General features: G+C 56.7%; 22 protein-coding genes. 15 read left to right on the forward strand and 7 right to left on the reverse strand.

All coding sequences use genetic code 11. The features are described from left to right. Window positions 1-73: 73 nt before the first annotated feature. The gene (gene metF, locus ACW9E7_RS19880; protein WP_023309676.1) at window positions 74-961 is read right to left on the reverse strand and encodes a methylenetetrahydrofolate reductase; all 888 of its coding nucleotides are present in this window, start codon (window positions 959-961) and stop codon (window positions 74-76) included. Window positions 962-1,223: 262 nt separating this feature from the next. Next, the gene (gene argE / locus ACW9E7_RS19885) at window positions 1,224-2,375 is read right to left on the reverse strand and encodes an acetylornithine deacetylase (RefSeq protein WP_136196033.1); all 1,152 of its coding nucleotides are present in this window, start codon (window positions 2,373-2,375) and stop codon (window positions 1,224-1,226) included. Between the two features lie 88 nt (window positions 2,376-2,463). Here argE and argC point away from each other — a divergent pair, with 88 nt between their 5' ends. From argC to argH, 3 genes are all read left to right on the forward strand, one after another. Then, window positions 2,464-3,468, forward strand: coding sequence for an N-acetyl-gamma-glutamyl-phosphate reductase (gene argC, locus ACW9E7_RS19890; RefSeq protein WP_111963965.1), 1,005 nt, complete (start codon window positions 2,464-2,466; stop codon window positions 3,466-3,468). Window positions 3,469-3,474: 6 nt separating this feature from the next. Next, window positions 3,475-4,251: an acetylglutamate kinase gene (gene argB, locus ACW9E7_RS19895; protein ID WP_090420882.1), complete on the forward strand. Its 777-nt coding sequence runs from the start codon at window positions 3,475-3,477 to the stop codon at window positions 4,249-4,251. Between the two features lie 77 nt (window positions 4,252-4,328). Beyond that, entirely contained in the window at window positions 4,329-5,702 is a 1,374-nt protein-coding gene (gene argH / locus ACW9E7_RS19900) for an argininosuccinate lyase (RefSeq protein ID WP_039264229.1), read from the forward strand. Between the two features lie 55 nt (window positions 5,703-5,757). Here argH and ACW9E7_RS19905 read toward each other — a convergent pair whose 3' ends face one another. Then, complete coding sequence (locus tag ACW9E7_RS19905) at window positions 5,758-8,190, reverse strand: bifunctional aspartate kinase/homoserine dehydrogenase II (RefSeq protein WP_133295346.1); 2,433 nt, start codon at window positions 8,188-8,190, stop codon at window positions 5,758-5,760. Between the two features lie 2 nt (window positions 8,191-8,192). Further along, entirely contained in the window at window positions 8,193-9,353 is a 1,161-nt protein-coding gene (gene metB, locus ACW9E7_RS19910) for a cystathionine gamma-synthase (protein WP_045909121.1), read from the reverse strand. A gap of 276 nt (window positions 9,354-9,629) precedes the next feature. Between metB and metJ the strand changes: the two genes are divergently transcribed. Further along, the gene (gene metJ / locus ACW9E7_RS19915) at window positions 9,630-9,947 is read left to right on the forward strand and encodes a met regulon transcriptional regulator MetJ (RefSeq protein ID WP_015966498.1); all 318 of its coding nucleotides are present in this window, start codon (window positions 9,630-9,632) and stop codon (window positions 9,945-9,947) included. Between the two features lie 48 nt (window positions 9,948-9,995). Here metJ and rpmE read toward each other — a convergent pair whose 3' ends face one another. After that, window positions 9,996-10,208: a 50S ribosomal protein L31 gene (rpmE, locus tag ACW9E7_RS19920; RefSeq protein WP_003862040.1), complete on the reverse strand. Its 213-nt coding sequence runs from the start codon at window positions 10,206-10,208 to the stop codon at window positions 9,996-9,998. A 200-nt stretch (window positions 10,209-10,408) separates the two neighbouring features. Here rpmE and priA point away from each other — a divergent pair, with 200 nt between their 5' ends. The 7 genes from priA to rraA all read left to right on the forward strand — a co-directional run bounded on the left by priA (window position 10,409) and on the right by rraA (window position 18,374). Beyond that, complete coding sequence (gene priA / locus ACW9E7_RS19925; RefSeq protein WP_367896976.1) at window positions 10,409-12,604, forward strand: primosomal protein N'; 2,196 nt, start codon at window positions 10,409-10,411, stop codon at window positions 12,602-12,604. A 119-nt stretch (window positions 12,605-12,723) separates the two neighbouring features. Continuing rightward, window positions 12,724-13,749, forward strand: coding sequence for a DNA-binding transcriptional regulator CytR (cytR, locus tag ACW9E7_RS19930; protein WP_023309683.1), 1,026 nt, complete (start codon window positions 12,724-12,726; stop codon window positions 13,747-13,749). A gap of 93 nt (window positions 13,750-13,842) precedes the next feature. Further along, window positions 13,843-14,838, forward strand: a complete 996-nt coding sequence (gene ftsN / locus ACW9E7_RS19935) for a cell division protein FtsN (RefSeq protein WP_111963962.1) — start codon at window positions 13,843-13,845, stop codon at window positions 14,836-14,838. A 94-nt stretch (window positions 14,839-14,932) separates the two neighbouring features. After that, window positions 14,933-15,463: an ATP-dependent protease subunit HslV gene (hslV, locus tag ACW9E7_RS19940; protein ID WP_008501802.1), complete on the forward strand. Its 531-nt coding sequence runs from the start codon at window positions 14,933-14,935 to the stop codon at window positions 15,461-15,463. Between the two features lie 9 nt (window positions 15,464-15,472). Next, window positions 15,473-16,807 (forward strand): HslU--HslV peptidase ATPase subunit, encoded by a 1,335-nt coding sequence (hslU, locus tag ACW9E7_RS19945; protein ID WP_143345666.1) that lies wholly within the window; start codon window positions 15,473-15,475, stop codon window positions 16,805-16,807. 68 nt (window positions 16,808-16,875) lie between these two features. Then, window positions 16,876-17,796, forward strand: a complete 921-nt coding sequence (gene menA / locus ACW9E7_RS19950; RefSeq protein ID WP_458728252.1) for a 1,4-dihydroxy-2-naphthoate polyprenyltransferase — start codon at window positions 16,876-16,878, stop codon at window positions 17,794-17,796. 92 nt (window positions 17,797-17,888) lie between these two features. Continuing rightward, entirely contained in the window at window positions 17,889-18,374 is a 486-nt protein-coding gene (rraA, locus tag ACW9E7_RS19955) for a ribonuclease E activity regulator RraA (RefSeq protein WP_023309687.1), read from the forward strand. Window positions 18,375-18,957: 583 nt separating this feature from the next. Here the strand turns inward: rraA and zapB are convergent. After that, complete coding sequence (zapB, locus tag ACW9E7_RS19960; protein ID WP_196351319.1) at window positions 18,958-19,197, reverse strand: septal ring assembly protein ZapB; 240 nt, start codon at window positions 19,195-19,197, stop codon at window positions 18,958-18,960. A gap of 410 nt (window positions 19,198-19,607) precedes the next feature. Here zapB and ACW9E7_RS19965 point away from each other — a divergent pair, with 410 nt between their 5' ends. The 4 genes from ACW9E7_RS19965 to fpr all read left to right on the forward strand — a co-directional run bounded on the left by ACW9E7_RS19965 (window position 19,608) and on the right by fpr (window position 23,951). Next, on the forward strand, window positions 19,608-20,453 hold the full coding sequence (locus tag ACW9E7_RS19965) for an MIP/aquaporin family protein (RefSeq protein WP_014885705.1): 846 nt from the start codon (window positions 19,608-19,610) through the stop codon (window positions 20,451-20,453). A 21-nt stretch (window positions 20,454-20,474) separates the two neighbouring features. Then, on the forward strand, window positions 20,475-21,983 hold the full coding sequence (gene glpK, locus ACW9E7_RS19970; RefSeq protein WP_023309688.1) for a glycerol kinase GlpK: 1,509 nt from the start codon (window positions 20,475-20,477) through the stop codon (window positions 21,981-21,983). Window positions 21,984-22,097: 114 nt separating this feature from the next. Further along, window positions 22,098-23,108 carry a class II fructose-bisphosphatase gene (glpX, locus tag ACW9E7_RS19975; RefSeq protein ID WP_115876985.1) on the forward strand — a complete coding sequence of 337 codons (1,011 nt, stop codon included), beginning with the start codon at window positions 22,098-22,100 and terminating at the stop codon, window positions 23,106-23,108. A gap of 96 nt (window positions 23,109-23,204) precedes the next feature. Beyond that, window positions 23,205-23,951: a ferredoxin--NADP(+) reductase gene (fpr, locus tag ACW9E7_RS19980; protein ID WP_136196037.1), complete on the forward strand. Its 747-nt coding sequence runs from the start codon at window positions 23,205-23,207 to the stop codon at window positions 23,949-23,951. On the opposite strand, the gene ACW9E7_RS19985 is transcribed toward fpr, so the two are convergent. Beyond that, the gene (locus ACW9E7_RS19985) at window positions 23,952-24,371 is read right to left on the reverse strand and encodes a DUF805 domain-containing protein (RefSeq protein WP_023293600.1); all 420 of its coding nucleotides are present in this window, start codon (window positions 24,369-24,371) and stop codon (window positions 23,952-23,954) included. Window positions 24,372-24,463: the final 92 nt, after the last annotated feature.

The raw sequence follows: 24,463 nt of genomic DNA on the forward strand, positions 1-24,463 counted from the left end.
AGATTCGATAGCTGATACCTTTTAACTTTTTCCCCTGTTAAAAAGCCCTCAATTTAAGAGGGCTTTTGGTGTTTTACGCGGGGCGAACGCCCAGAGTGTGGCAGATGGCGTAGCTCATCTCCGCACGGTTTAGCGTGTAGAAGTGGAAATCTTTCACTCCTTCACGGCTTAAAATTTTCACCATGTCCATCGCGATATTAGCCCCCACCAGCTTGCGGGTTTCCGGGTCATCGTCCAGCCCTTCGTACATTTTGGACATCCACAGCGGAATGCGGACATTGGTCATATCAGCGAATTTCTTCGCCTGCTTGAAGTTAGAGACCGGCAGAATACCTGGGATAATTTCAACGTCGATGCCCGCGGAGACGCAGCGGTCACGGAAGCGCAGATAGCTTTCGACATCGAAGAAGAACTGGGTAATGGCGCGATTCGCGCCGGCGTCCACTTTACGCTTGAGGTTAAGCAGATCGGCCTGGGCGCTTTTCGCTTCCGGATGCACCTCAGGATAAGCGGCAACGGAGATATCAAAATCAGCCACGTCTTTCAGCAGCGCGACCAGATCGGCGGCATACATGTCCGGCTTACCGCTGCCCGGCGGCAGATCACCGCGCAGTGCGACAATATGACGGATGCCGTTATTCCAGTAATCCTGGGCGATAGCCCGTAACTCGTCGCGGGTCGCGTCGATACAGGTGAGGTGCGGCGCCGCTTCCAGACCGGTACGATCTTTGATGCCTTTGATAATGCTGTGCGTACGATCGCGCTCGCCGGAGTTAGCGCCGTAAGTCACGGAAACGAACTTCGGCTTCAGGCTGCTGAGACGATCGATAGAGCTCCACAGGGTTTGCTCCATTTCACTGGTGCGCGGCGGGAAAAATTCAAAAGAGACGTTAATCTGACCGTTTACTTCGGCCAGGCTCTGATTCAGTGCTTCCCGCTGGTTGGCGTGAAAAAAGCTCATACCTTACCTCTATCAATCACATGTCGTTGTCTGTTGTCTTGTGAACTTCTATACGTTTAGACGTCCAGATGTAAAAATGACGGAAAAGCAGAGGGACGTCAACATAAATAATCAACAATAACGGTGAGGTTTGCTCAGACAAGATGAAGAAAGTTCATGATGGGGAGTGAGACATCCCCTGCCCAGGACCTTACTGCCCTTTGGGTAAAGGGGAAAAGACCGCACCAGGCAGTCTTCTCCCTATGGGGTGTACGGTGCGGTTTTAATGCCAGCAGAAGTGATGCACAACCTGTGTAATCAGTTCGCGGGTTGGCTTGATGAAGCGGGTTTCCAGATATTCATCCGGCTGGTGCGCCTGGTTGATGGAGCCGGGGCCAAGGACCAGCGTAGGGCAAAGCGTCTGAATAAACGGCGCTTCGGTGCAGTAGTTCACCACGTCGGTTTTCTCACCGAGCAGCTTTTCCACCACCTCAACCAGCTGATGGTCCGGCGGGCATTCGTAACCCGGGATCGGCGGATGCAGTTCGGAGACCGTCAGGCGGCCCGGCCAGCGCTCGCTCACCGGGGCCAGCGCCTCATTCAGCAGGCCGTCGAGATCGCTGAGGGTCATACCCGGCAGCGGGCGGATGTCCATATGCAGTTCGCAGCAGGCGCATATACGGTTCGAGGCATCGCCGCCGTGCAGGCTGCCGAGGTTCAGGGTCGGATACGGCACGGTGAACGCGTCATAGTGATAGCGCTCTTTCAGATCGTCGCGCAGGGCCATGATGCGCCCGATGGCGTCATGCATCAGCTCAATGGCGTTCACGCCGCGCGCCGGGTCGCTGGAGTGGCCGGACTGGCCGAGCACGCGCACGGCCGTAGAGATATGGCCTTTGTGCGCGCGAATCGGTTGCAACGACGTCGGCTCGCCGATGATCGCGCAATCCGGGCGAATCGACGTGTTTTCAGAGAAGTAGCGCGCGCCAGCCATGCTGGTTTCTTCATCAGCGGTCGCCAGAATGTAGAGCGGTTTTTTCAGCTTCGTCACGTCCACGTCACGCAGCGCGTCGAGGATAAAGGCGAAGAAGCCTTTCATGTCGGCGGTGCCCAAACCGTAGAGCTTGTTGTCATGCTCGGTCAGGGTGAACGGATCGCGCGTCCAGCGGCCATCGTCAAACGGCACGGTGTCGGTATGACCGGCCAGCAGCAGGCCGCCCGCACCGGTTCCGGTGCTGGCGAGCAGGTTAAATTTGTGGCGGGTTCCGGGAACGGGCTGAACCTCAACGTTAAACCCAAGATCGCTAAACCAACCCGCCAGCAGATTGATTAAAGTCTCATTGCTCTGATCCAGCGCTTCTTCCGTTGCGCTGATGGACGGTGTGGCAATCAGGGCGCGGTAGATCTCGATAAATGGCGGTAAGTTCATTTTCATTGTTGACACACCTTAGGTCGTGATAGTATCAATATTCATGCAATAAATGTGAATAAAAATACATTAACGTTGAGCATAAAGGAACCCGATGTTGAATACGCTGATTGTAGGCGCTAGCGGTTATGCGGGCGCAGAGCTTGTAAGCTACGTGAATCGCCATCCACATATGACCATAACCGCTTTGACCGTGTCAGCGCAAAGCAATGATGCAGGAAAGTTAATTTCCGATTTGCATCCGCAGCTTAAGGGCCAGGTCGATCTGCCGCTGCAGCCCATGTCTGACATCAGCGAGTTTACCGACGGCGTCGACGTGGTGTTTTTAGCCACCGCGCACGAGGTCAGCCACGACCTGGCGCCGCAGTTCCTGGCGGCTGGCTGCGTGGTCTTCGACCTCTCCGGCGCGTTCCGCGTTAACGACGGCGCGTTCTACGAAAAATATTACGGTTTCACCCATCAGCATCCGGATCTGCTGGAAAAAGCGGTGTACGGCCTGGCGGAGTGGAGCGCTGACAAACTGAAAGAAGCTGACCTGATTGCCGTTCCGGGCTGCTACCCGACTGCAGCGCAGCTTTCCCTGAAGCCGCTGATCGACGCAGGCCTGCTGGATCTGAGCCAGTGGCCGGTGATTAACGCCACCAGCGGCGTGAGCGGTGCAGGCCGCAAGGCGGCGATCTCCAACAGCTTCTGCGAAGTGAGCCTTCAGCCGTATGGCGTGTTTAATCACCGTCATCACCCTGAAATCACGACGCATCTGGGCGCGGACGTCATTTTCACCCCGCACCTGGGCAGCTTCCCGCGTGGGATCCTCGAAACCATCACCTGCCGCCTGAAACCGGGCGTGACCAAAGAGCAGGTGAACGAGGCCTTCACGCAGGCGTATGCGGACAAACCGCTGGTGCGCCTGTACGACAAAGGCGTGCCGGCGCTGAAAAACGTGGTCGGTCTGCCGTTCTGCGATATCGGCTTTGCCGTTCAGGGTGAGCATCTCATCGTGGTGGCCGCAGAAGATAACTTACTGAAAGGCGCTGCCGCACAGGCAATGCAGTGTGCAAATATTCGTTTCGGTTTCCCGGAAACGCAGGCTCTTATTTAAGGTGTGATGATGAACCCATTAATTATCAAACTCGGTGGTGTACTGCTGGATAGCGAAGAAGCGCTGGAGCGTCTGTTTACCGCGCTGGTGAACTATCGCGAGTCACATCAACGTCCGCTGGTGATTGTGCACGGCGGCGGCTGCGTGGTGGATGAGCTGATGAAAGGGCTCAACCTGCCGGTGAAAAAGAAAAACGGCCTGCGCGTGACGCCTGCTGACCAGATTGACATCATTACCGGCGCGCTGGCGGGTACGGCGAACAAAACGCTGCTGGCGTGGGCGAAGAAACACCACATCGCGTCCGTTGGCCTCTATCTGGGCGATGGCGACAGCGTAAAAGTGACCCAGCTCGACGAAGAGCTCGGCCACGTTGGACTGGCGCAGCCTGGTTCGCCTAAGCTGATTAATACGCTGCTGGAAGGGGGTTTCCTGCCGGTGGTGAGCTCAATCGGCGTGACCGAAGAGGGCGAGCTGATGAACGTCAACGCTGACCAGGCAGCAACCGCGCTCGCGGCAACGCTGGGCGCGGATCTGATCCTTCTCTCCGACGTGAGCGGCATTCTGGACGGCAAAGGCCAGCGCATTGCGGAAATGACGGCTGAGAAAGCCGAGCAGCTGATTGCCCAAGGCATTATTACCGACGGCATGATCGTCAAAGTGAACGCCGCGCTGGATGCCGCACGCACGCTGGGCCGCCCGGTGGATATCGCCTCCTGGCGTCACGCTGAACAACTGCCTGCGCTGTTCAACGGTACGCCGATTGGCACGCGTATTCTGGCGTAATCGATTTAACGTTTTGTAGGCCCGGTAAGCGCAGCGCCACCGGGCAATGAAATTCAAAGATATTAAGGAAGCATGTTATGGCACTTTGGGGTGGGCGTTTTACACAGGCAGCGGATCAGCGGTTCAAACAGTTCAACGACTCTTTGCGCTTCGACTACCGCCTGGCCGAACAGGATATTGTCGGCTCTGTGGCCTGGTCCAAAGCGCTGGTGACGGTTGGCGTACTGACCGCAGACGAACAATTACAGCTGGAAGAAGCGCTGAACAATCTGCTGGAAGAGGTGCGTCTTAACCCGCAGCAGATCCTCGAAAGCGATGCTGAAGATATTCACAGCTGGGTGGAAGGCAAACTTATCGACAAAGTCGGCCAACTGGGCAAAAAGCTGCACACCGGACGCAGCCGTAACGACCAGGTCGCCACCGATCTGAAGCTGTGGTGTAAAGATACCGTTGGCGAACTGCTGGCGGCTAATCGTCAGCTGCAGAGCGCACTGGTGGAGACCGCGCAGAACAACCAGGACGCGGTGATGCCGGGTTATACTCACCTGCAGCGCGCCCAGCCGGTGACCTTTGCGCACTGGTGTCTGGCCTACGTCGAGATGCTGGCGCGTGATGAAAGCCGTCTGCAGGACACCCTTAAACGTCTGGACGTCAGCCCGCTGGGCAGCGGCGCGCTGGCCGGTACCGCTTACGAAATCGACCGTGAACAGCTGGCAGGCTGGCTGGGCTTTGCCTCCGCCACCCGTAACAGCCTGGACAGCGTGTCTGACCGCGACCACGTGCTGGAGCTACTTTCCAATGCCTCGATCGGGATGGTGCACCTGTCGCGTTTTGCCGAAGACCTGATCTTCTTTAACTCTGGCGAAGCGGGCTTCGTCGAGCTGTCCGACCGCGTGACCTCAGGCTCATCCCTGATGCCGCAGAAGAAAAACCCGGACGCGCTTGAGCTAATTAGGGGTAAATGTGGCCGCGTGCAGGGCGCGCTGACCGGCATGATGATGACCCTGAAAGGGCTGCCGCTGGCGTATAACAAAGACATGCAGGAAGACAAAGAAGGACTGTTCGACGCGCTCGACACCTGGCTGGACTGTCTGCATATGGGCGCGCTGGTGCTGGACGGCATTCAGGTGAAACGTCCGCGCTGCCAGGAAGCGGCGCAGCAGGGCTATGCGAACTCTACCGAGCTGGCGGATTATCTGGTGGCGAAAGGCGTACCTTTCCGTGAAGCGCACCATATCGTGGGTGAAGCGGTAGTGGAAGCTATTCGTCAGGGTAAACCGCTGGAAGATTTGGCGCTGGCCGACCTGCAGAAGTTCAGCGCGGTTATCGGGGATGATGTGTATCCGATTCTTGCGCTGCAGTCTTGCCTGGATAAACGTGCCGCGAAAGGCGGCGTGTCGCCTAAGCAGGTGGCGCAGGCGATAGCGGATGCGAAAAACCGTTTGGTTTAATCTGTCCTGACTGGTGCCCTCTCCCCCTATGCGGGGAGAGGGCCAGGGTGACGAGTTACAGCAGCTTAGCCAGACGGTTGATGTCGGACTGAATGGCTCCTGCGGTGACATCGCGCCCGGCGCCAGGACCGCGGATCACCAGCGGGTTATCGCGATACCAGCGGCTTTCGATGGCGAAGACGTTATCGCACGGCAGCAGCGCCGCCAGCGGATGCTCAGGACGCACCGCCTCGACGCCGACTCGCGCTTTTCCGTTAGCCTCAAAACGCGCCACATAGCGCAGTACCAGCCCCATCTCGTTCGCCGCTTCCAGACGCTGAACCATCTGCTCGTTAAGCTCTTCACCATTTTCAAAGAAATGGTCCACAGAACCTTCTTCACAGCCGGCAGGCACCAGTGATTCGACGCGTACGGAATCCGGTTCGATGTCGTAACCAGCTTCACGCGCCAGGATTACCAGCTTACGCATCACGTCTTTACCGGAAAGGTCAACGCGCGGATCGGGTTCCGTTAAGCCCTGCTGCCACGCCTGATCCACCAGGTCGGTGAACGGTACGGTGCCGTCAAACTGCAGGAACAGCCAGGAGAGCGTGCCGGAGAAGATACCGCTCAGCGCCAGAATGCTGTCGCCGCTTTCAATCAGGTCACGCACGGTGTGGTTAACCGGCAGGCCCGCGCCCACGGTGGCGTTATACAGCCAGTGACGGCCAGTTTTTTCAAACGCGTCGTGGATCTGACGGTATTTATCGGTGCTGCTCGCCCCCGCCAGCTTGTTGGCGCTGATGACGTGGAAACCGTGGCTGGCGAAATCAAGGTACTGATCGGCAAGCTGTTCGCTGGCGGTAACGTCCAGCACCACCAGATCGTCATACGGGTGCGCGCGCATCCACAGGAACAGCGACTCTTCATCCTGCTCAACCGCTTCATCGTTAAAGAAGGCAAGCGCGCGGCTGGCGTCCAGCCCTTCGTAGTTCAGCAGGCTGCGGCGACTGTCTACCACGCCCGCAAGAATAAATTCAAACCCGGTACGCGCCGAGAGCGTCACCTGTTCGCGGGCAAACAGCTCAAGCCAGCGGGAACCGATATTACCTTTCCCGAACAGCACCAGGCCGATGCGTTTTTCCGCGCGGAACAGGGAGGTATGCAGACCCTGAATCAGGCTTTCGGTTGGCCCTTTGCGCAGAACGGCAACCAGGCTGATGCCCTCTTCCGACTGCCAGGTGAACTCCACCGGCTGCCCTTTCAGCTGCTGCCAGAAGCGGTGGCAGTGCAGCGGGTTACGGGTGACGCCCGCGCCCACCATCGCCACCAGCGCCAGCCCCTGACGCAGGCGAAGTTCGCCCGGCAGGCCTGCTTCATCCAGAATTTTCAGCGCGCTGTCCGCCACTTCTGCGGTATAGCAGAACTGCAGCAGCTGGCGGTCATTGTGAACACCCACGGCCAGCGGACGCACCTGAGCACGTTTCAGGATCGTGTCGATCTCTTTATGCGCCAGCTTGAAGTCCTGCCCCGCAGGCACCTGGAACTCAATCAGGCAGATGTCGTCATGGCTGGTGACAATACGAGCCCCGGTACCGGACGCCAGCACGCGCTCAATGCGCGTGGAGCCTTGATCCGGGGTGTAACTGCAGCGCAGCTGGAGGTCGATATCGCTGCCGGAAACCGGCTGCAGCGTGCGCGCGTGCAGTACCGGCGCAGCCAGACGCGCCAGTTCACTGGCTTCATCCAGGCGCAGCAGCGGCAGCAGGCAGGCATCCTTAACTTTACGCGGGTCCGCGCTGTAAACACCGGCCACGTCGCTCCAGATGGTGACGCGGGACACGCCCGCCAGGGCACCAATCTGCGTTGCCGAGTAGTCCGATCCGTTACGGCCCAGCAGCACGGTTTCGCCCGCGTTGCTGCGGCTGATAAAGCCGGTGACGACAATACGTTTGCCCGGGTGCTGCACCAGCAGCTGTTGCAGCAGCGGGTAGGACAACCCTTCATCCACCTGCGGCTGCGCGGCGCGTTCGGCGCGCAGGAAATCACGCGCGTCGAGCCAGGCCGCTTCCACGCCCAGGTGTTGCAGCACGGCGGCCATGAGGCGTGCGGACCACACTTCACCGTGGCCCACCACTTCGGCATACACCGCATCGGTAATACCGCTGTCCAGCATGGCAGCCAGACGCTCAAGGTCATGGGTGAAGGCGCCGATCAGCCCGTCCGCCACGTCCGCAGGCAGCAGGCCGGCAATCAGCTCGCTCTGGTAACGACGTAAGGACTGTTGCACCTGATGCGCAGAAAGGCGATCGGTCTGGCTCAGTTTCAGCCAGCTAATCAACTGGTTGGTGGTGCTGCCCGCTGCCGAGACAACCATCATGTCACCCGGCTGTGAATATTCCGTCATGATCCCTGCAACGCGCAGGTAACATTTCACATCAGCAAGACTACTACCACCAAACTTGTGCAGCTGACGACCCTTCGCCCCTGCCTGCGCTATCACACTCATGATTACCCCTTGGCTGCGATCCGGAAGCCATTTTCCAGATCGGCAATTAAATCTTCAGAATCTTCAATGCCGGTTGAGATACGCAGCAGCGTCTCAGAAATCCCGGCGGCGGCACGTGCTTCCGGTGCCATACCTGCGTGCGTCATGGTTGCGGCGTGGGAGATCAAGCTTTCAACCCCACCTAAGGATTCCGCCAGCGTAAACAATGACAGCCCGCTCAGGAAGCGACGCAGCGTTTGCTCGTCACCATCCAGTTCAAAACTTAACATCGCGCCAAACCCTTTCTGCTGGCGCGCGGCAATCTCATGCCCCTGATTTTCCGGCAGCGACGGGTGATAAAGCTTTTTCACCAGCGGCTGGGTTTTCAGGAAATCGACAATCGCCTGGGCATTGCGCTGCGCCACGTCCATGCGCGGCGAAAGCGTGCGGATGCCGCGCAACAGCAGATAGCTGTCGAAGGCGCCCGCGGTGACGCCAATGTTATTGGCCCACCATGCCAGTTCGGTGACAACATCCGGATCTTTGGCAATTACCACGCCTGCCACTACGTCAGAATGGCCGTTCAGATATTTAGTGCATGAATGCAATACCAGATCGGCACCCAGTGCGAGTGGGTTCTGAAGGGCCGGACTGAGGAACGTATTATCCACTACACTTATCGCTCCCGCATCCCTTGCGAGCTGACAAATTTTCGCAATATCGACAACGCGCAACAATGGATTGCTTGGACTTTCCACCAGAACCAGCTTTGGTTTCTCTGCCAGAGCCTGTTTCAGCGCCTGTTCGTCGTTTTGATCGACAAACAGCACGCGATAGCAGCCGCGTTTTGCCAGGCTATCAAACAGGCGATAGCTGCCGCCGTAGCAATCGTGTGGGGCAACCAGCAGATCGCCCGGTTTCAGGAACACGGTGGTCACCAGGTGAATGGCGGACATCCCGGTATTGGTTAATACTGCCCCTGCGCCCCCTTCCAGTTCCGCAAGCGCGCGCTGGGTCACGTCACGCGTAGGGTTGCCACGACGCGAGTAGTCATGCGCGCGGGGTTCATTAAATCCGGTGAAGTTGTAGGTACTGGAAAGATGAATCGGCGGGACAACGCAGCCGTACTGCTCGTCATCATTTAATCCGCTACGCACTGCAATAGTGGCCTGTTTACGCGTCATGGTGAGGGCTTCCTGGCGAATGAGGTGAAAAGTCAGGCACCAGAGTAAACATTGAAAGTATGGACGTCAATACATCTGGACATCTAAACTTCTTTGCGTATAGATTGAGCAATGCGCAAATAGCCGTTAAAATTATATGCTTTAGTGCACGCTGCAGCGGCAATATCCGTGCCACGGTATCGTCTCTACGGTAAACTAGACAAGATTGCGGTTCAAAACGGGTGGTTACAGGTTTTGCACCTTTAGATAAATGACTGAGAGGATTAAAGGTATCTCATGGCTGAATGGAGCGGCGAATATATCAGCCCATACGCTGAGCACGGTAAGAAGAGTGAGCAAGTAAAGAAAATTACGGTTTCCATTCCTCTGAAGGTGTTGAAGATCCTCACCGATGAACGTACGCGTCGTCAGGTGAACAACCTGCGCCACGCGACCAACAGCGAACTGCTGTGCGAAGCGTTTCTGCATGCGTTTACCGGTCAACCGTTGCCGAACGATGAAGATCTGCGCAAAGAGCGTAGTGATGAAATCCCGGAAGAGGCGAAGGTGATCATGCGTGAACTGGGTATTGACCCGGAGACGTGGGAATACTGAGAAGCGGATACAAAAAAGGCACCTTGCGGTGCCTTTTTTTCGGGAAACTTATTTAGCGCCCGGGATGCTGAAACGCTTGTTGAAGCGGTCAACACGGCCACCGGTTGCAACGTCACGCTGCTTACCAGTGTAGAACGGGTGGCATTTGCCGCACACGTCCAGGTTCAGATCGTGACCCACGGTAGAGCGGATCTGGATAGAGTTACCGCAAGAACAGTTTGCAGTAATCATTTCGTATTTCGGGTGAATATCTTTTTTCATGGGAGAACCTCAGTTAAGGCCGCGTCGCTCTTCCAGCCCTAACGCCAGACACCACGCGATGTTGATTGTAAGTTCTTTGGCGTAAAGTACACCAAAGGCGGCGAATCATACAGAATTTGACCAACGTATGCAAACTGATCCGCACGCCGCTTTTACTAATGTGTATACTAACGCGCCACTTTTCAAGTCAGGAAGATTCGATGCCCGTCGCTCACGTTGCCCTGCCCGTTCCGCTTCCCCGCACCTTTGACTATCTGCTGCCCGACAGCATGAGCGCCAAAGCGGGCTGCCGCGTGACCGTGCCGTTTGGCAAACAGCAGCGCGTGGGGATCGTCGTCTGCGTCAGCGATAAAAGCGAGCTACCGCTTAATGAGCTGAAATCAGTCGTTGAGGTGCTGGACAGCGAGCCGGTTTACTCCACCAGCATATGGCGACTGCTGCTGTGGGCAGCGGATTATTATCATCACCCGATCGGCGACGTCCTGTTCCACGCTCTGCCAATTATGCTGCGTCAGGGCAAGAGCGCCAGCCATGCGCCAATGTGGTACTGGTTTGCCACGGAGGAAGGCCAGGCCGTCGACATCAACAATCTGAAGCGCTCGCAGAAGCAGCAGCAGGCGCTGGCGGCGCTGCGTCAGGGGAAAATCTGGCGGCATCAGGTCGACGAGCTTGAGGTCAGCGAAACGGCGCTACAGGCATTAAGAAAGAAAGGGCTAAGCGAACTGGCCAGCGAAGCGCCTGCTCTGAACGACTGGCGGGAGAGTTTCTCCGTTTCAGGGGATCGCCTGCGTCTGAATACCGAACAGGCCACCGCTGTAGGCGCGATTCATAGCGCCTCCGATCGTTTCTCTGCCTGGCTGCTGGCGGGGGTCACCGGTTCCGGCAAGACCGAAGTCTACCTGAGCGTGCTGGAAAACGTGCTCGCTCAGGGGAAACAGGCGCTGGTGATGGTGCCGGAAATTGGCCTGACGCCGCAAACCATCGCCCGATTTCGCGAACGCTTTAACGCGCCGGTTGAGGTGCTGCACTCCGGCCTGAACGACAGCGAACGCCTCAGCGCCTGGCTGAAAGCGAAAAACGGCGAAGCGGCGATTGTGATCGGCACCCGTTCATCGCTGTTTACGCCGTTTAAAAATCTTGGCGTTATCGTGATCGACGAAGAGCACGACAGCTCCTATAAACAGCAGGAAGGCTGGCGCTACCATGCCCGCGATCTGGCGGTCTATCGCGCGCACAGCGAGCAAATTCCCATTATTCTCGGTTCCGCCACGCCGGCGCTCGAAACGCTGCACAACGTGCGCCAGCGTAAATACCACATGCTTCGCCTGACGCGTCGGGCGGGGAATGCCCGTCCGGCCATTCAGCACGTGCTGGATCTGAAAGGTCAGCAGGTTCAGGCGGGGCTAGCGCCCGCGCTGATTACCCGCATGCGCCAGCATTTGCAGGCGGGGAATCAGGTCATTTTGTTTCTGAACCGCCGCGGATTCGCCCCTGCCCTGCTGTGCCACGACTGCGGCTGGATTGCCGAATGCCCGCGCTGCGACCACTACTATACCTTCCATCAGGCCCAGCGGCATTTGCGCTGCCACCACTGCGACAGCCAGCGTCCGGTGCCGCGCCAGTGTCCGTCATGTGGTTCAACGCATATTGTGCCGGTCGGTCTGGGAACGGAACAGCTTGAACAGGCGCTTGGTCCCTTCTTCCCGGCCGTGCCGATTTCGCGTATCGACCGGGACACCACCAGCCGCAAAGGCGCGCTCGAACAGCAGCTGGCGGAAGTGCATCGCGGTGGCGCGCGCATCCTGATTGGTACCCAGATGCTGGCTAAAGGTCACCATTTTCCGGACGTGACGCTGGTCGCCCTGCTGGACGTGGACGGCGCGCTGTTCTCGGCAGATTTTCGTTCAGCCGAGCGCTTCGCCCAGCTTTATACCCAGGTAGCCGGACGTGCAGGACGCGCCGGTAAACAGGGCGAAGTGGTGTTGCAAACGCACCACCCGGAGCACCCGCTGCTGCAAACCTTGCTGCACAAAGGCTATGACGCCTTTGCCGAGCAAGCGCTGGCCGAGCGCCAGACTATGCAGCTACCGCCGTGGACCAGTCACGTCATCATCCGCGCGGAAGATCATAACAACCAGCAGGCGCCACTTTTCCTGCAGCAGCTGAGAAACCTTCTGCAGGCCAGCCCGCTGGTGGATAATCAGCTGTGGATTTTGGGCCCGGTGCCCGCCCTCGCGCCAAAACGCGGTGGCCGTTTCCGATGGCAGATTTTGCTCCAGCACCCTTCGCGTATTCGTCTTCAGCATATCGTCAGCGGCGCGCTGGTGCTGATTAACACCCTGCCCGAAGCGCGAAAAGTGAAGTGGGTGCTGGACGTCGACCCCATCGAAGGCTGAAGATGGATCGAAAAATTTAACTCTCCTCACATTTTTTATGAAAATTCTGTAACCGATTCCATTAACAATCTGTAAAAATGGTGATGTCAGAAGTTCGGTGTTCAGGCGAGGAGAAGACGTTGAAGTCCAGGAAAGAGGTTGCACCGGCGACCATGAAAGACGTTGCCCAGAAAGCACAAGTCTCTACGGCAACGGTATCCCGCGCATTAATGAACCCGGATAAAGTCTCCCAGGCGACCCGTAACCGGGTGGAGCAGGCTGCGCTGGAAGTGGGCTATTTCCCACAGGCGATGGGGCGTAACGTTAAACGCAACGAGTCGCGCACCATTCTGGTGATTGTGCCGGACATCTGTGACCCCTTTTTCAGCGAGATTATCCGCGGTATTGAAGTCACCGCGGCGGAACAAGGTTACCTGGTGCTGATTGGTGACTGTGCTCATCAGAATCAGCAGGAAAAAACCTTCATCGACCTCATTATCACCAAGCAGATCGACGGCATGCTTTTGCTTGGCTCTCGTCTGCCGTTTGATGCCAGCATTGAAGAGCAGCGTAATTTACCGCCGATGGTCATGGCCAACGAGTTTGCGCCAGAGCTGGAGCTGCCGACGGTCCATATCGATAACCTCACCGCCGCGTTCAACGCCGTAAATTATCTCCAGGAGCTGGGGCATAAGCGTATTGGCTGCATCGCCGGACCGGAAGAGATGCCGCTGTGTCACTACCGTCTGCAGGGCTATGTTCAGGCGCTGCGCCGTACCGGCGTTACCGTCGATCCGCACTACATTGCGCGCGGCGATTTTACCTTCGCTGCAGGTGGACAGGCGCTGGAGAAACTTCTGGACCTGCCTGAGCCGCCAACCGCCGTATTTTGTCACAGCGACGTGATGGCGCTGGGCGCATTATCGTATGCCAAACGCCGCGGTCTTCGCATACCGAAAGATTTATCGATCATCGGTTTCGATAATATTTCGCTTTCGGAATTTTGCGATCCGCCGCTCTCAACGGTCGCTCAGCCGCGCTACCAAATCGGCCGCGAAGCGATGCTTCTTCTGCTGGATCAGCTTCACGGTCAAACAGTTAGCAGCGGCTCGCGGTTGCTGGACTGTGAACTGATCGTCCGCGGCACTACCCAGGCATTGACTTAAAGTAAACGTCTTTCGGATACCCTTATCTGGTCAAAGCCCCGCCGCTTAAGTAACATGGCGGACTGACGAACGAATAAATACAGCGAAACGATAGTGGCACAACGAGATTATGTACGTCGCGGCCAGCCGGCACCTTCGCGACGCAAAAAGAGTAGCTCAAGGAAAAAGCAACGTAACCTGCCTGCTGTCTCGCCAGCAATGGTCGCTATTGCTGCGGCTGTAGTCGTCGCCTTTATTGGTGGCCTGTACTTTATCACGCACCATAAAAAAGAAGAGTCTGAGGCGCTTCAGGCAAGCAAAGTGGCCGGAAATGGCCTTCCTCCGAAGCCTGAAGAGCGCTGGCGCTATATCAAAGAGCTGGAAAGCCGTCAGCCTGGGGTACGTGCGCCAACTGAACCTTCTGCGGGTGGTGAAGTGCAGAATGCGAATCAGCTAACGGATGAACAGCGTCAGCTGCTGGCACAAATGCAGGCCGATATGCGCCAGCAACCTACGCAGCTGAACGAAGTGCCGTGGAATGAGCAGACCCCGGCACAGCGCCAGCAAACGCTGCAGCGACGTCAGGCGCAACAGCAGATCCAGCAGCAACAACAGCAGCAGTGGGCACAAACCCAGCCGGTGCAGCAGCCTAAGGCACAGCCGCGGGTAACGGAACAGCCGTATCAGCAGCCGACGCGTACGGTGCAGTCTCAGCCTGTCCAGCAGCAGCCGAAAACTCAGCCGCAGAAACAGGCGGCTCAGCCTTATCAGGATCTGCTTCAGACGCCAGCGCATACCACCGCGCAGCAGCCGAAAACTCAGCAGGCTGCGCCGGTGACCAAGGAGACCGAAGCGCCGAAGCAGACGGCTGAGAAAAAAGACGAACGCCGCTGGATGGTGCAGTGCGGTTCGTTCAAAGGCGCGGAGCAGGCGGAAACGGTGCGTGCGCAGCTGGCCTTCGAAGGGTTTGATTCGCGTATTACCACCAATAACGGCTGGAATCGCGTGGTGATTGGGCCGGTGAAAGGCAAGGAAAATGCCGATGGCACCATTTCGCGTTTGAAAATCGCCGGTCACACAAACTGCATTCGACTCGCCTCCGGGGGTTGAAACCCCCAAAATCCCCCCCATCTATCATTTAATTCAGCCCTGAGCACAGGCTCAGGGCTTCTGTTTCCCGATTCTGTAACCAGGGGGTCTGCTCGTGACAACAATAGTAAGTGTACGCCGTAACGGCCATGTGGTAATCGCCGGTGATGGCCAGGCCACGCTGGGTAATACCGTCATGAAAGGCAACGTGAAGAAAGTACGCCGTCTCTACAACGACAAAGTGATCGCCGGTTTTGCAGGCGGCACGGCGGATGCCTTCACGCTGTTTGAACTTTTTGAACGCAAACTGGAAATGCACCAGGGTCATCTGGTGAAAGCTGCCGTTGAGCTGGCAAAAGACTGGCGTACCGACCGCATGCTGCGCAAGCTCGAAGCGCTGCTGGCCGTGGCCGATGAAACCGCTTCGCTTATCATCACCGGTAACGGTGACGTGATTCAGCCGGAAAATGACCTGATTGCCATCGGCTCTGGCGGCCCGTATGCCCAGGCTGCAGCCCGCGCGCTGTTGGAAAATACCGACATGAACGCGCGTGATATCGCGGTGAAGGCGTTGGATATTGCAGGTGATATCTGCATCTATACCAACCACAATCACACCATCGAAGAATTGACCTCCAAAGCGTAAGGATCTCCCATGTCTGAAATGACCCCACGCGAAATTGTCAGCGAACTGAACAAACACATTATCGGCCAGGATAACGCCAAGCGCTCCGTGGCTATCGCTCTGCGTAACCGCTGGCGTCGTATGCAGCTTGACGAAGAGCTGCGCCACGAAGTCACACCGAAAAATATTCTGATGATCGGCCCGACCGGGGTCGGTAAAACCGAAATCGCCCGTCGACTGGCGAAGCTGGCCAACGCGCCGTTCATCAAAGTTGAAGCCACCAAGTTCACCGAAGTGGGCTACGTGGGTAAAGAAGTGGACTCCATCATCCGCGATCTGACCGACTCGGCGATCAAGATGGTGCGCGTCCAGGCGATCGAGAAAAACCGCTATCGCGCGGAAGAGATGGCCGAAGAGCGCATTCTCGACGTGCTGATCCCACCGGCAAAAAACAACTGGGGCCAGGCAGAACAGCAGGCAGAACCGTCTGCTGCACGTCAGGCGTTCCGCAAAAAACTGCGCGAAGGCCAGCTGGATGACAAAGAGATTGAGATCGATCTCGCTGCCGCGCCAATGGGTGTGGAAATCATGGCACCTCCGGGCATGGAAGAGATGACCAGTCAGCTCCAGTCCATGTTCCAGAACCTGGGCGGACAGAAGCAGAAAGCGCGTAAGCTGAAAATTAAAGACGCGATGAAGCTGCTGATTGAAGAAGAAGCGGCGAAGCTGGTGAACCCGGAAGAGCTGAAGCAGGACGCTATCGACGCGGTTGAGCAGCACGGTATCGTGTTTATCGACGAAATCGACAAAATTTGTAAGCGCGGTGGCAACAGCTCCGGCCCGGACGTGTCCCGCGAAGGCGTTCAGCGCGATCTGCTGCCGCTGGTTGAAGGCTGCACCGTCTCCACCAAGCATGGCATGGTGAAAACGGACCACATCCTGTTTATCGCATCAGGTGCCTTCCAGGTTGCCAGCCCGTCGGATCTGATCCCGGAGCTGCAGGGCCGTCTGCCTATCCGCGTTGAGCTGCAGGCGCTGACCACCGAAGATTTCGAACGTATCCTGACCGAGCCAAACGCCTCTGCTACCGTACAGTACAAAGCGCTGATGGCGACCGAAGGCGTGAACCTCGAATTCACCGAAGACGGTATCAAACGTATTGCCCAGGCTGCATGGCAGGTGAACGAAACCACCGAAAACATCGGTGCGCGTCGCCTGCATACCGTGCTGGAACGCCTGGTTGAAGATATCTCTTATGACGCGAGCGACCTGAACGGCCAAACCGTTACCATTGACTCAGAATATGTGAGTAAACATCTGGATGCGTTAGTGGCAGATGAAGATCTGAGCCGTTTTATCCTATAATCGCGGTTACTGGATTCTCATCACGTTTAATGGGGGCTAATGCCCCCATTTTTATTGGCTAAATACTTATGACTGACATCAGCCGTACGCAGGCGTGGCTCGAAAGTCTGCGCCCAAAAACACTTCCTCTGGCCTTTGCCGCGATTATCGTCGGCACCGCCCTTGCCTGGTGGCAGGGTTATTTTGATCCGCTGGTCGCCGCGCTGGCACTGATTACCGCCGGCCTGCTGCAAATTCTCTCCAATCTCGCCAACGACTACGGCGACGCGGTAAAAGGCAGCGACAAGCCGGACCGCATAGGGCCACTGCGCGGAATGCAGAAAGGGGTGATTACCCAGGCGCAGATGAAACGCGCGCTGATTATCACTGTGGTGCTGATCTGCGTATCCGGCCTGGCGCTGGTGACGGTGGCGTCTAAGACCACCAGCGATTTTATTGGCTTCCTGGTGCTGGGTTTACTGGCCATTATCGCGGCCATCACCTACACCGTCGGCACGCGTCCTTACGGTTATATTGGACTCGGGGATATCTCCGTACTGGTGTTCTTCGGCTGGCTGAGCGTGATGGGAAGCTGGTACCTGCAGGCGCATACGGTGATCCCTGCCCTGTTCCTGCCTGCGACCGCCTGCGGTCTGCTGGCGACGGCTGTGCTCAACATCAACAACCTGCGCGACATCGACAGCGATCGCGAGAACGGCAAAAATACCCTGGCGGTTCGTCTGGGGCCGGTTAATGCCCGCCGCTATCATGCCTGCCTGCTCATTGGCGCGCTGGTTTGCCTGGCGCTGTTTAACCTGATTTCCTTGCAAAGCCTGTGGGGCTGGCTGTTTGTGCTTGCCGCGCCGCTGCTGATTAAGCAGGCCCGCCTTGTGATGCGTGAACTCAGCCCGTCCGCCATGCCGCCGATGCTGGAGCGCACGGTAAAAGGTGCGCTGCTGACTAACCTGTTGTTCGTCATCGGGATTGTGTTAAGCCAGACGCTGCGTTAGCTGACAAATATCAATTAACAATTGATGATTTTGCCAACAACGCATTTCGCACGATATACTGAACACATTCGCAGCAACTGAGCGTTAAACCTATGAAATACGATACCTCCGAGCTTTGTGACATCTACCAGGAAGATGTCAACGTCGTTGAACCGCTGTTCTCCAACTTTGGTGGGCGGTCATCATTTGGCGGTCAAATCGTCACGGTGAAATGTTTCGAGGACAACGGGTTGCTGTACGATCTGCTCGAACAGAACGGCCGCGGCCGCGTTCTTGTGGTCGACGGCGGCGGTTCCGTGCGCCGGGCATTAATTGATGCTGAACTGGCCGGCATTGCCGTCCAGAACGAGTGGGAAGGCCTTGTGGTATACGGTTCCGTGCGCCAGGTGGACGATCTGGAAGACCTGGATATCGGGATTCAGGCCATCGCGGCCATACCGGTAGGGGCGGCGGGTGACGGCATCGGCGAAAGCGACGTGCGCGTTAATTTCGGGGGCGTGACCTTCTTCTCCGGGGATCATCTCTACGCCGATAATACCGGCATTATCCTTTCCGAAGATCCTCTGGATATCGAGTAATTAAACCGTCAGCGTGAACCATAAAAAAACCGCCAACAGCAATGTGGCGGTTTTTTTGTCCCTCGGGATTCGCGGTCCGTTGGGGAGTTTTGCAACCTTTAACCAGGATTTTTATCTTACCCTGGTTCAAATCTCAGGTAACCCCATCGACCCTTTATAAATTCCTAATTTCCTTTGAAAACCTTAACTACGCTACTGTTGCTCATTATGATGCATCGTCCCTTTCCGCCATCTCGCACATGGGCATCGGTCCAGGGAAAGGTGAATTAACAACCGTAAAGCAACCTTTAACCGGGCTTGTGTCCACCGACTTATCACCGGTGGTGAACGGTGGAGCGGTTAGCTGCAGGGACCGCATAATGAAACGCTATTTATGTATCGCGTTCATTGTCGCCAGCGTACTCGTTGTAAAGAGTGATGAACCGAATGTGTTCGTTACTTTTGCTATGACAGCGCAGGACAAGTAGCGTTAAGGCCGCCTCTGGCGGCCTTTTTTATGGTTGGATGTCAGTTAGCGAGAACCATAAAAAAGCCGGGTAGCGGCTTCGCCTTACCCGGCCTGTGCAGTTCATCCCAGTGGGAATCAGACTTCTTCCATACGTCCCAGCAGCGCCTGCAGGCGATCCTGCCAGCCGTTCTGCTGTTCGCGCAGCTGGTTGTTTTCGCGCTCCAGTTCTTCGCGGCCGTGCTGCGCGTTCTGAACTTCCTGCACCAGGCTGTTGTTCTTCTCTTTCAGCTCTTCAATTTCCATCTGCAGCAGGGTGATGGTGTCAATCGCCTGCTGTACTTTCGATTCCAGTTTCTCAAACACTTCTAAAGACATGATGCTACCTCTCCTGAATTGCAAGGCGACGCTTTAACATAAACGCGCACGACATATACCGTCGATTGTATGGAGCGCGGCGCTCTGTGTCCAGCGACACACCGCGCAGATCGCGGTTTGCAACACTTTTAGGTCTGGTCCTGGTGTGTTCGCGTCATATACCCCTAAATTGTTAGCTGATTCGTTAATGAAATGATTCAGCTCACATTCCGGCACTGATCCTGTACTGCTGCAAAGATGTGCTTTATGGCGCGAAAACGCTCATTTTATTGACGCAGACCACACATTTCGATTTCGATATTTCTCGTTTTTGCTCGTTAACGATAAATTAACACTATGTCTACAGGGCATCGTGGCTGTCACGGGCGGTCATGCTAACAATAAACATCAATTTCTTCAGGATTCCGATTATGAGTCAGACATCAACCTTAAAAGGCCAGTGCATTGCCGAGTTCCTTGGTACCGGGTTGTTGATATTCTTCGGAGTGGGCTGTGTCGCTGCACTGAAAGTGGCGGGTGCCAGTTTTGGTCAGTGGGAAATCAGTATCATCTGGGGTCTGGGCGTGGCGATGGCCATCTACCTGACAGCAGGGGTTTCTGGTGCACATCTTAACCCGGCGGTGACAATCGCACTGTGGCTGTTCGCGTGCTTCGACGGACGCAAAGTTGTACCTTTCATTCTTTCTCAGTTTGCCGGCGCGTTTTGCGCAGCGGCGTTAGTTTACGGGCTTTATTACAATCTTTTCATAGACTTCGAACAGACGCATCATATGGTACGCGGCAGCGTCGAAAGTCTGGATCTGGCAGGCATCTTCTCAACCTACCCTAACCCGCACATCAATTTTGTGCAGGCGTTCGCAGTTGAAATGGTGATTACCGCTATTCTGATGGGCGTTATCCTGGCGCTGACCGACGACGGAAACGGCATTCCGCGCGGCCCGCTGGCCCCCCTGCTGATTGGCCTGCTGATTGCGGTAATTGGCGCATCCATGGGCCCGCTGACCGGCTTCGCGATGAACCCGGCACGTGATATCGGACCAAAAGCGTTCGCCTTTATCGCAGGCTGGGGCGACGTCGCCTTCACAGGCGGCAAAGACATTCCTTACTTCCTGGTGCCGCTGTTTGCGCCGGTTGTCGGGGCTGCGCTGGGTGCGTTTAGCTACCGCAAATTAATTGGTCGCCACTTACCGTGCGACACCTGTGTGGAAGAGGAGAAGGAAACGACTTCTACCGCACAACAAAAAGCTTCGCTGTAATCTGACTACGGGACACATACCATGACCGAAAAAAAATATATCGTTGCGCTCGACCAGGGCACTACCAGCTCCCGCGCTGTCGTAATGGATCATGACGCGAACATCGTCAGCGTGTCACAGCGCGAATTTGAGCAAATTTATCCTCGTCCAGGCTGGGTAGAACACGACCCGATGGAGATTTGGGCGTCACAAAGCTCCACGCTGGTCGAAGTGCTGGCGAAAGCCGATATCAGTTCCGACGAGATTGCCGCGATTGGTATCACTAACCAGCGTGAAACGACGATTGTCTGGGAACGTGAAACCGGTAAACCTATTTACAACGCCATCGTCTGGCAGTGCCGCCGTACCTCTGAGATTTGCGAACAGCTGAAGCGCGACGGTATGGAAGAGTACGTGCGCAGCGCCACCGGCCTGGTGGTTGACCCGTACTTCTCCGGCACCAAAGTGAAATGGATCCTCGACCACGTGGAAGGTTCACGCGAGCGTGCTAAACGCGGCGAGCTGCTGTTCGGTACCGTTGACACCTGGCTTATCTGGAAGATGACCCAGGGACGCGTCCACGTCACCGATTACACCAACGCCTCGCGTACCATGCTGTTCAACATCAACACCCTGGAGTGGGATGACAAGATGCTGGACGCGCTGGATATCCCACGCGCGATGCTGCCTGAAGTGCGCAAGTCTTCTGAGGTTTACGGCCAGACCAACATCGGCGGTAAAGGTGGCACCCGTATTCCTATCGCCGGTATCGCCGGTGACCAGCAGGCGGCGCTGTTCGGCCAGCTGTGCGTCAAGGAAGGGATGGCGAAGAATACCTACGGCACCGGCTGCTTTATGCTGATGAACACCGGTGAGAAAGCGGTGAAATCAGAAAACGGTCTGCTGACCACCATCGCCTGCGGCCCGCGCGGCGAAGTTAACTATGCCCTGGAAGGTGCTGTGTTCATGGCCGGTGCGTCTATCCAGTGGCTGCGTGACGAGATGAAGCTGATCAGCGATGCATTCGACTCCGAGTACTTCGCGACCAAAGTGAAAGACACAAACGGCGTGTACGTGGTGCCTGCGTTCACCGGTCTGGGCGCACCCTACTGGGATCCGTATGCACGCGGCGCGATTTTCGGACTGACGCGTGGCGTGAACTCTAACCACATTATTCGCGCCACTCTGGAATCCATCGCATACCAGACCCGCGACGTGCTGGAAGCGATGCAGGCGGACTCCGGCATTCGTCTGCACGCCCTGCGCGTGGACGGCGGTGCGGTAGCGAATAACTTCCTGATGCAGTTCCAGTCCGACATTCTGGGCACCCGCGTTGAGCGCCCTGAAGTGCGTGAAGTGACGGCGCTGGGTGCGGCGTACCTTGCCGGTCTGGCGGTAGGCTTCTGGCAGAACCTGGACGAGCTGCAGGAAAAAGCGGTTATCGAACGCGAGTTCCGCCCGGGCATCGAAACCACCGAGCGTAACTTCCGCTACAGCGGCTGGAAGAAAGCGGTGAAACGCGCCCTGGCGTGGGAAGAACACGAGGAGTAAGACAAACTTACCCCTCACCCTAACCCTCTCCCCAAAGGGGAGAGGGGACTTAAAACCCCCCTCCCCACTCTGTGATAAACTTCGTGCAATTCCTTTTGATTGCACGAGTACCTCATGAAACGTGAACTTGCTATCGAGTTTTCCCGCGTCACCGAAGCGGCCGCCCTTGCAGGCTATAAGTGGCTGGGTCGTGGCGATAAAAATACCGCAGACGGTGCAGCCGTCCATGCCATGCGCATTGTACTTAACCAGGTCAACATCGACGGCACCATCGTGATCGGCGAAGGCGAGATCGACGAAGCGCCAATGCTCTATATTGGTGAAAAAGTCGGTACCGGCAAAGGCGATGCCGTGGATATCGCCGTCGACCCGATCGAAGGTACCCGCATGACCGCAATGGGTCAGGCCAACGCCCTGGCGGTGCTGGCCGTGGGCGATAAGGGCTGCTTCCTTAACGCGCCGGATATGTACATGGAAAAGCTGATTGTCGGTCCTGGCGCGAAAGGCGCAATCGACCTTAGCCTGCCGCTGGAAGAGAACCTGCACAACGTCGCCAAAGCCCTGGGCAAACCCCTTAGCGAACTCACCGTGACGATTCTGGCGAAACCGCGCCACGACGCCACCATCGCGCAGATGCAAAAGCTCGGCGTGCGCGTGTTTGCCATTCCGGACGGTGACGTTGCCGCCTCGATCCTTACCTGCATGCCGGACAGCGAAGTAGACGTGCTGTACGGCATCGGCGGCGCACCGGAAGGTGTGGTCTCTGCGGCAGTGATCCGCGCGCTCGATGGCGATATGCAGGCCCGTCTGCTGCCCCGCCACGAGGTGAAAGGCGACAGCGAAGAGAACCGCCGTATCGGAGAAAACGAGCTGGCGCGCTGCGAAGCGATGGGCATCGAGGCCAATAAAGTGCTCGCGCTGGACGAGATGGCCCGTAGCGATAACGTGGTCTTCTCGGCGACCGGCATCACCAAAGGCGATCTGCTGGACGGCATCACCCGCAAGGGCAATATGGCGACCACCGAAACGCTGCTGATCCGCGGTAAATCACGCACCATTCGTCGCATCCAGTCTATCCACTATCTCGACCGCAAAGACCCGGACGTACAGACGCACATTCTGTAAAACCGTTTGATCGATAGAGCTTTCCGGCCCAAATGGGCTGGAAATCTCCCCGTTAAGTACGGAAGATAGAACAGAGAAACAGCACAGGAGAAGATCATGGCGGACTGGGTAACAGGTAAAGTCACAAAGGTACAGTTCTGGACCGATGCGCTATTTAGTCTCACCGTACATGCTCCCGTTCACCCGTTTAAAGCCGGGCAATTTGCAAAGCTGGGACTGGATGTCGACGGCGAGCGCGTGCAGCGCGCCTACTCTTACGTTAACGCGCCTGATAACCCGGATCTCGAATTCTATCTGGTCACCGTTCCTGACGGTAAGCTCAGCCCGCGCCTTGCCGCCCTTAAGCCCGGCGACGACGTGCAAATTGTGAGTGAAGCGGCAGGCTTCTTTGTACTCGAAGAGATCCCGAATTGTGACACGCTCTGGATGCTGGCAACCGGTACGGCCATCGGCCCTTATCTCTCTATTTTGCAGTACGGCAAAGATCTGGAGCGCTTTAAAAACATCGTGCTGGTGCACGCTGCGCGCTACGCCGCGGACCTGAGCTACCTGCCACAGATGCAGGCGCTGGAGCAGCGGTACGGCGGAAAGTTAAAGATTCAGACGGTGGTCAGCCGCGAAACCGTAGCAGGAACGCTTACCGGTCGCGTGCCGGCGTTAATTGAGAGTGGAGCCCTGGAAGAGGCAGTGGGTTTGCCGCTGAACGCTGAAACCAGCCACGTCATGCTGTGTGGCAACCCGCAGATGGTACGGGACACGCAGCAGCTTCTGAAGGATACCCGGCAGATGACGAAACATCTTCGCCGCCGGCCGGGCCATATGACCGCTGAACACTACTGGTGATCAGCGGTATTTCACCTCAACGGTATCTTTACCGTATTTGTTTTCGCTCTGGGTGCCGATAAACGCACCCAGATCGACAATCATCATCACGAAGATGACCGAAGGCAGCAGCCTGCCCACAACCCACGGCAGGATGGACGGAAGCATCGCCCAGTTCCCCGCCACCAGCATCCACGCCAGAATAATCAGAAATGCCCACGCGCCGGAACGACCGCGATCGTGCAGGCGTTTAACAACAACAGCCGCCGTTGGCCATAGCAGGCAGACCAGCGCGAAGGCCGCCGTTTGCGTGCTCAGCCATGCGTTGTAAGCAACGAAAAACAGAAGCAGCATGGCGACAACCCACGTCACCATCCAGATCCAGAAATCACGGCGTCCAATACGCCCTTTGAATGAAAACAACCACTGCTGTATGGTCATGTAAGGTTCCTTATTATCGTATAGCGCGCATTTTACCCTGGAGTTGTGACCTTTTGACAAGCCGACCAGATATCGTTTTAATCATGAGCACT

This window comes from Enterobacter sp. H2G27 (assembly GCF_054403075.1).

Excerpts from the sequence above, each read along its gene's own strand:
- metF (WP_023309676.1), bottom strand. The coding sequence starts at position 961 with ATGAGCTTTTTTCACGCCAACCAGCGGGAAGCACTGAATCAGAGCCTG.
- argE (WP_136196033.1), bottom strand. The coding sequence starts at position 2,375 with ATGAAAATGAACTTACCGCCATTTATCGAGATCTACCGCGCCCTGATT.
- argC (WP_111963965.1), top strand. The coding sequence starts at position 2,464 with ATGTTGAATACGCTGATTGTAGGCGCTAGCGGTTATGCGGGCGCAGAG.
- argB (WP_090420882.1), top strand. The coding sequence starts at position 3,475 with ATGATGAACCCATTAATTATCAAACTCGGTGGTGTACTGCTGGATAGC.
- argH (WP_039264229.1), top strand. The coding sequence starts at position 4,329 with ATGGCACTTTGGGGTGGGCGTTTTACACAGGCAGCGGATCAGCGGTTC.
- ACW9E7_RS19905 (WP_133295346.1), bottom strand. The coding sequence starts at position 8,190 with ATGAGTGTGATAGCGCAGGCAGGGGCGAAGGGTCGTCAGCTGCACAAG.
- metB (WP_045909121.1), bottom strand. The coding sequence starts at position 9,353 with ATGACGCGTAAACAGGCCACTATTGCAGTGCGTAGCGGATTAAATGAT.
- metJ (WP_015966498.1), top strand. The coding sequence starts at position 9,630 with ATGGCTGAATGGAGCGGCGAATATATCAGCCCATACGCTGAGCACGGT.
- rpmE (WP_003862040.1), bottom strand. The coding sequence starts at position 10,208 with ATGAAAAAAGATATTCACCCGAAATACGAAATGATTACTGCAAACTGT.
- priA (WP_367896976.1), top strand. The coding sequence starts at position 10,409 with ATGCCCGTCGCTCACGTTGCCCTGCCCGTTCCGCTTCCCCGCACCTTT.
- hslU (WP_143345666.1), top strand. The coding sequence starts at position 15,473 with ATGTCTGAAATGACCCCACGCGAAATTGTCAGCGAACTGAACAAACAC.
- menA (WP_458728252.1), top strand. The coding sequence starts at position 16,876 with ATGACTGACATCAGCCGTACGCAGGCGTGGCTCGAAAGTCTGCGCCCA.
- rraA (WP_023309687.1), top strand. The coding sequence starts at position 17,889 with ATGAAATACGATACCTCCGAGCTTTGTGACATCTACCAGGAAGATGTC.
- zapB (WP_196351319.1), bottom strand. The coding sequence starts at position 19,197 with ATGTCTTTAGAAGTGTTTGAGAAACTGGAATCGAAAGTACAGCAGGCG.
- ACW9E7_RS19965 (WP_014885705.1), top strand. The coding sequence starts at position 19,608 with ATGAGTCAGACATCAACCTTAAAAGGCCAGTGCATTGCCGAGTTCCTT.
- glpK (WP_023309688.1), top strand. The coding sequence starts at position 20,475 with ATGACCGAAAAAAAATATATCGTTGCGCTCGACCAGGGCACTACCAGC.
- glpX (WP_115876985.1), top strand. The coding sequence starts at position 22,098 with ATGAAACGTGAACTTGCTATCGAGTTTTCCCGCGTCACCGAAGCGGCC.
- fpr (WP_136196037.1), top strand. The coding sequence starts at position 23,205 with ATGGCGGACTGGGTAACAGGTAAAGTCACAAAGGTACAGTTCTGGACC.
- ACW9E7_RS19985 (WP_023293600.1), bottom strand. The coding sequence starts at position 24,371 with ATGACCATACAGCAGTGGTTGTTTTCATTCAAAGGGCGTATTGGACGC.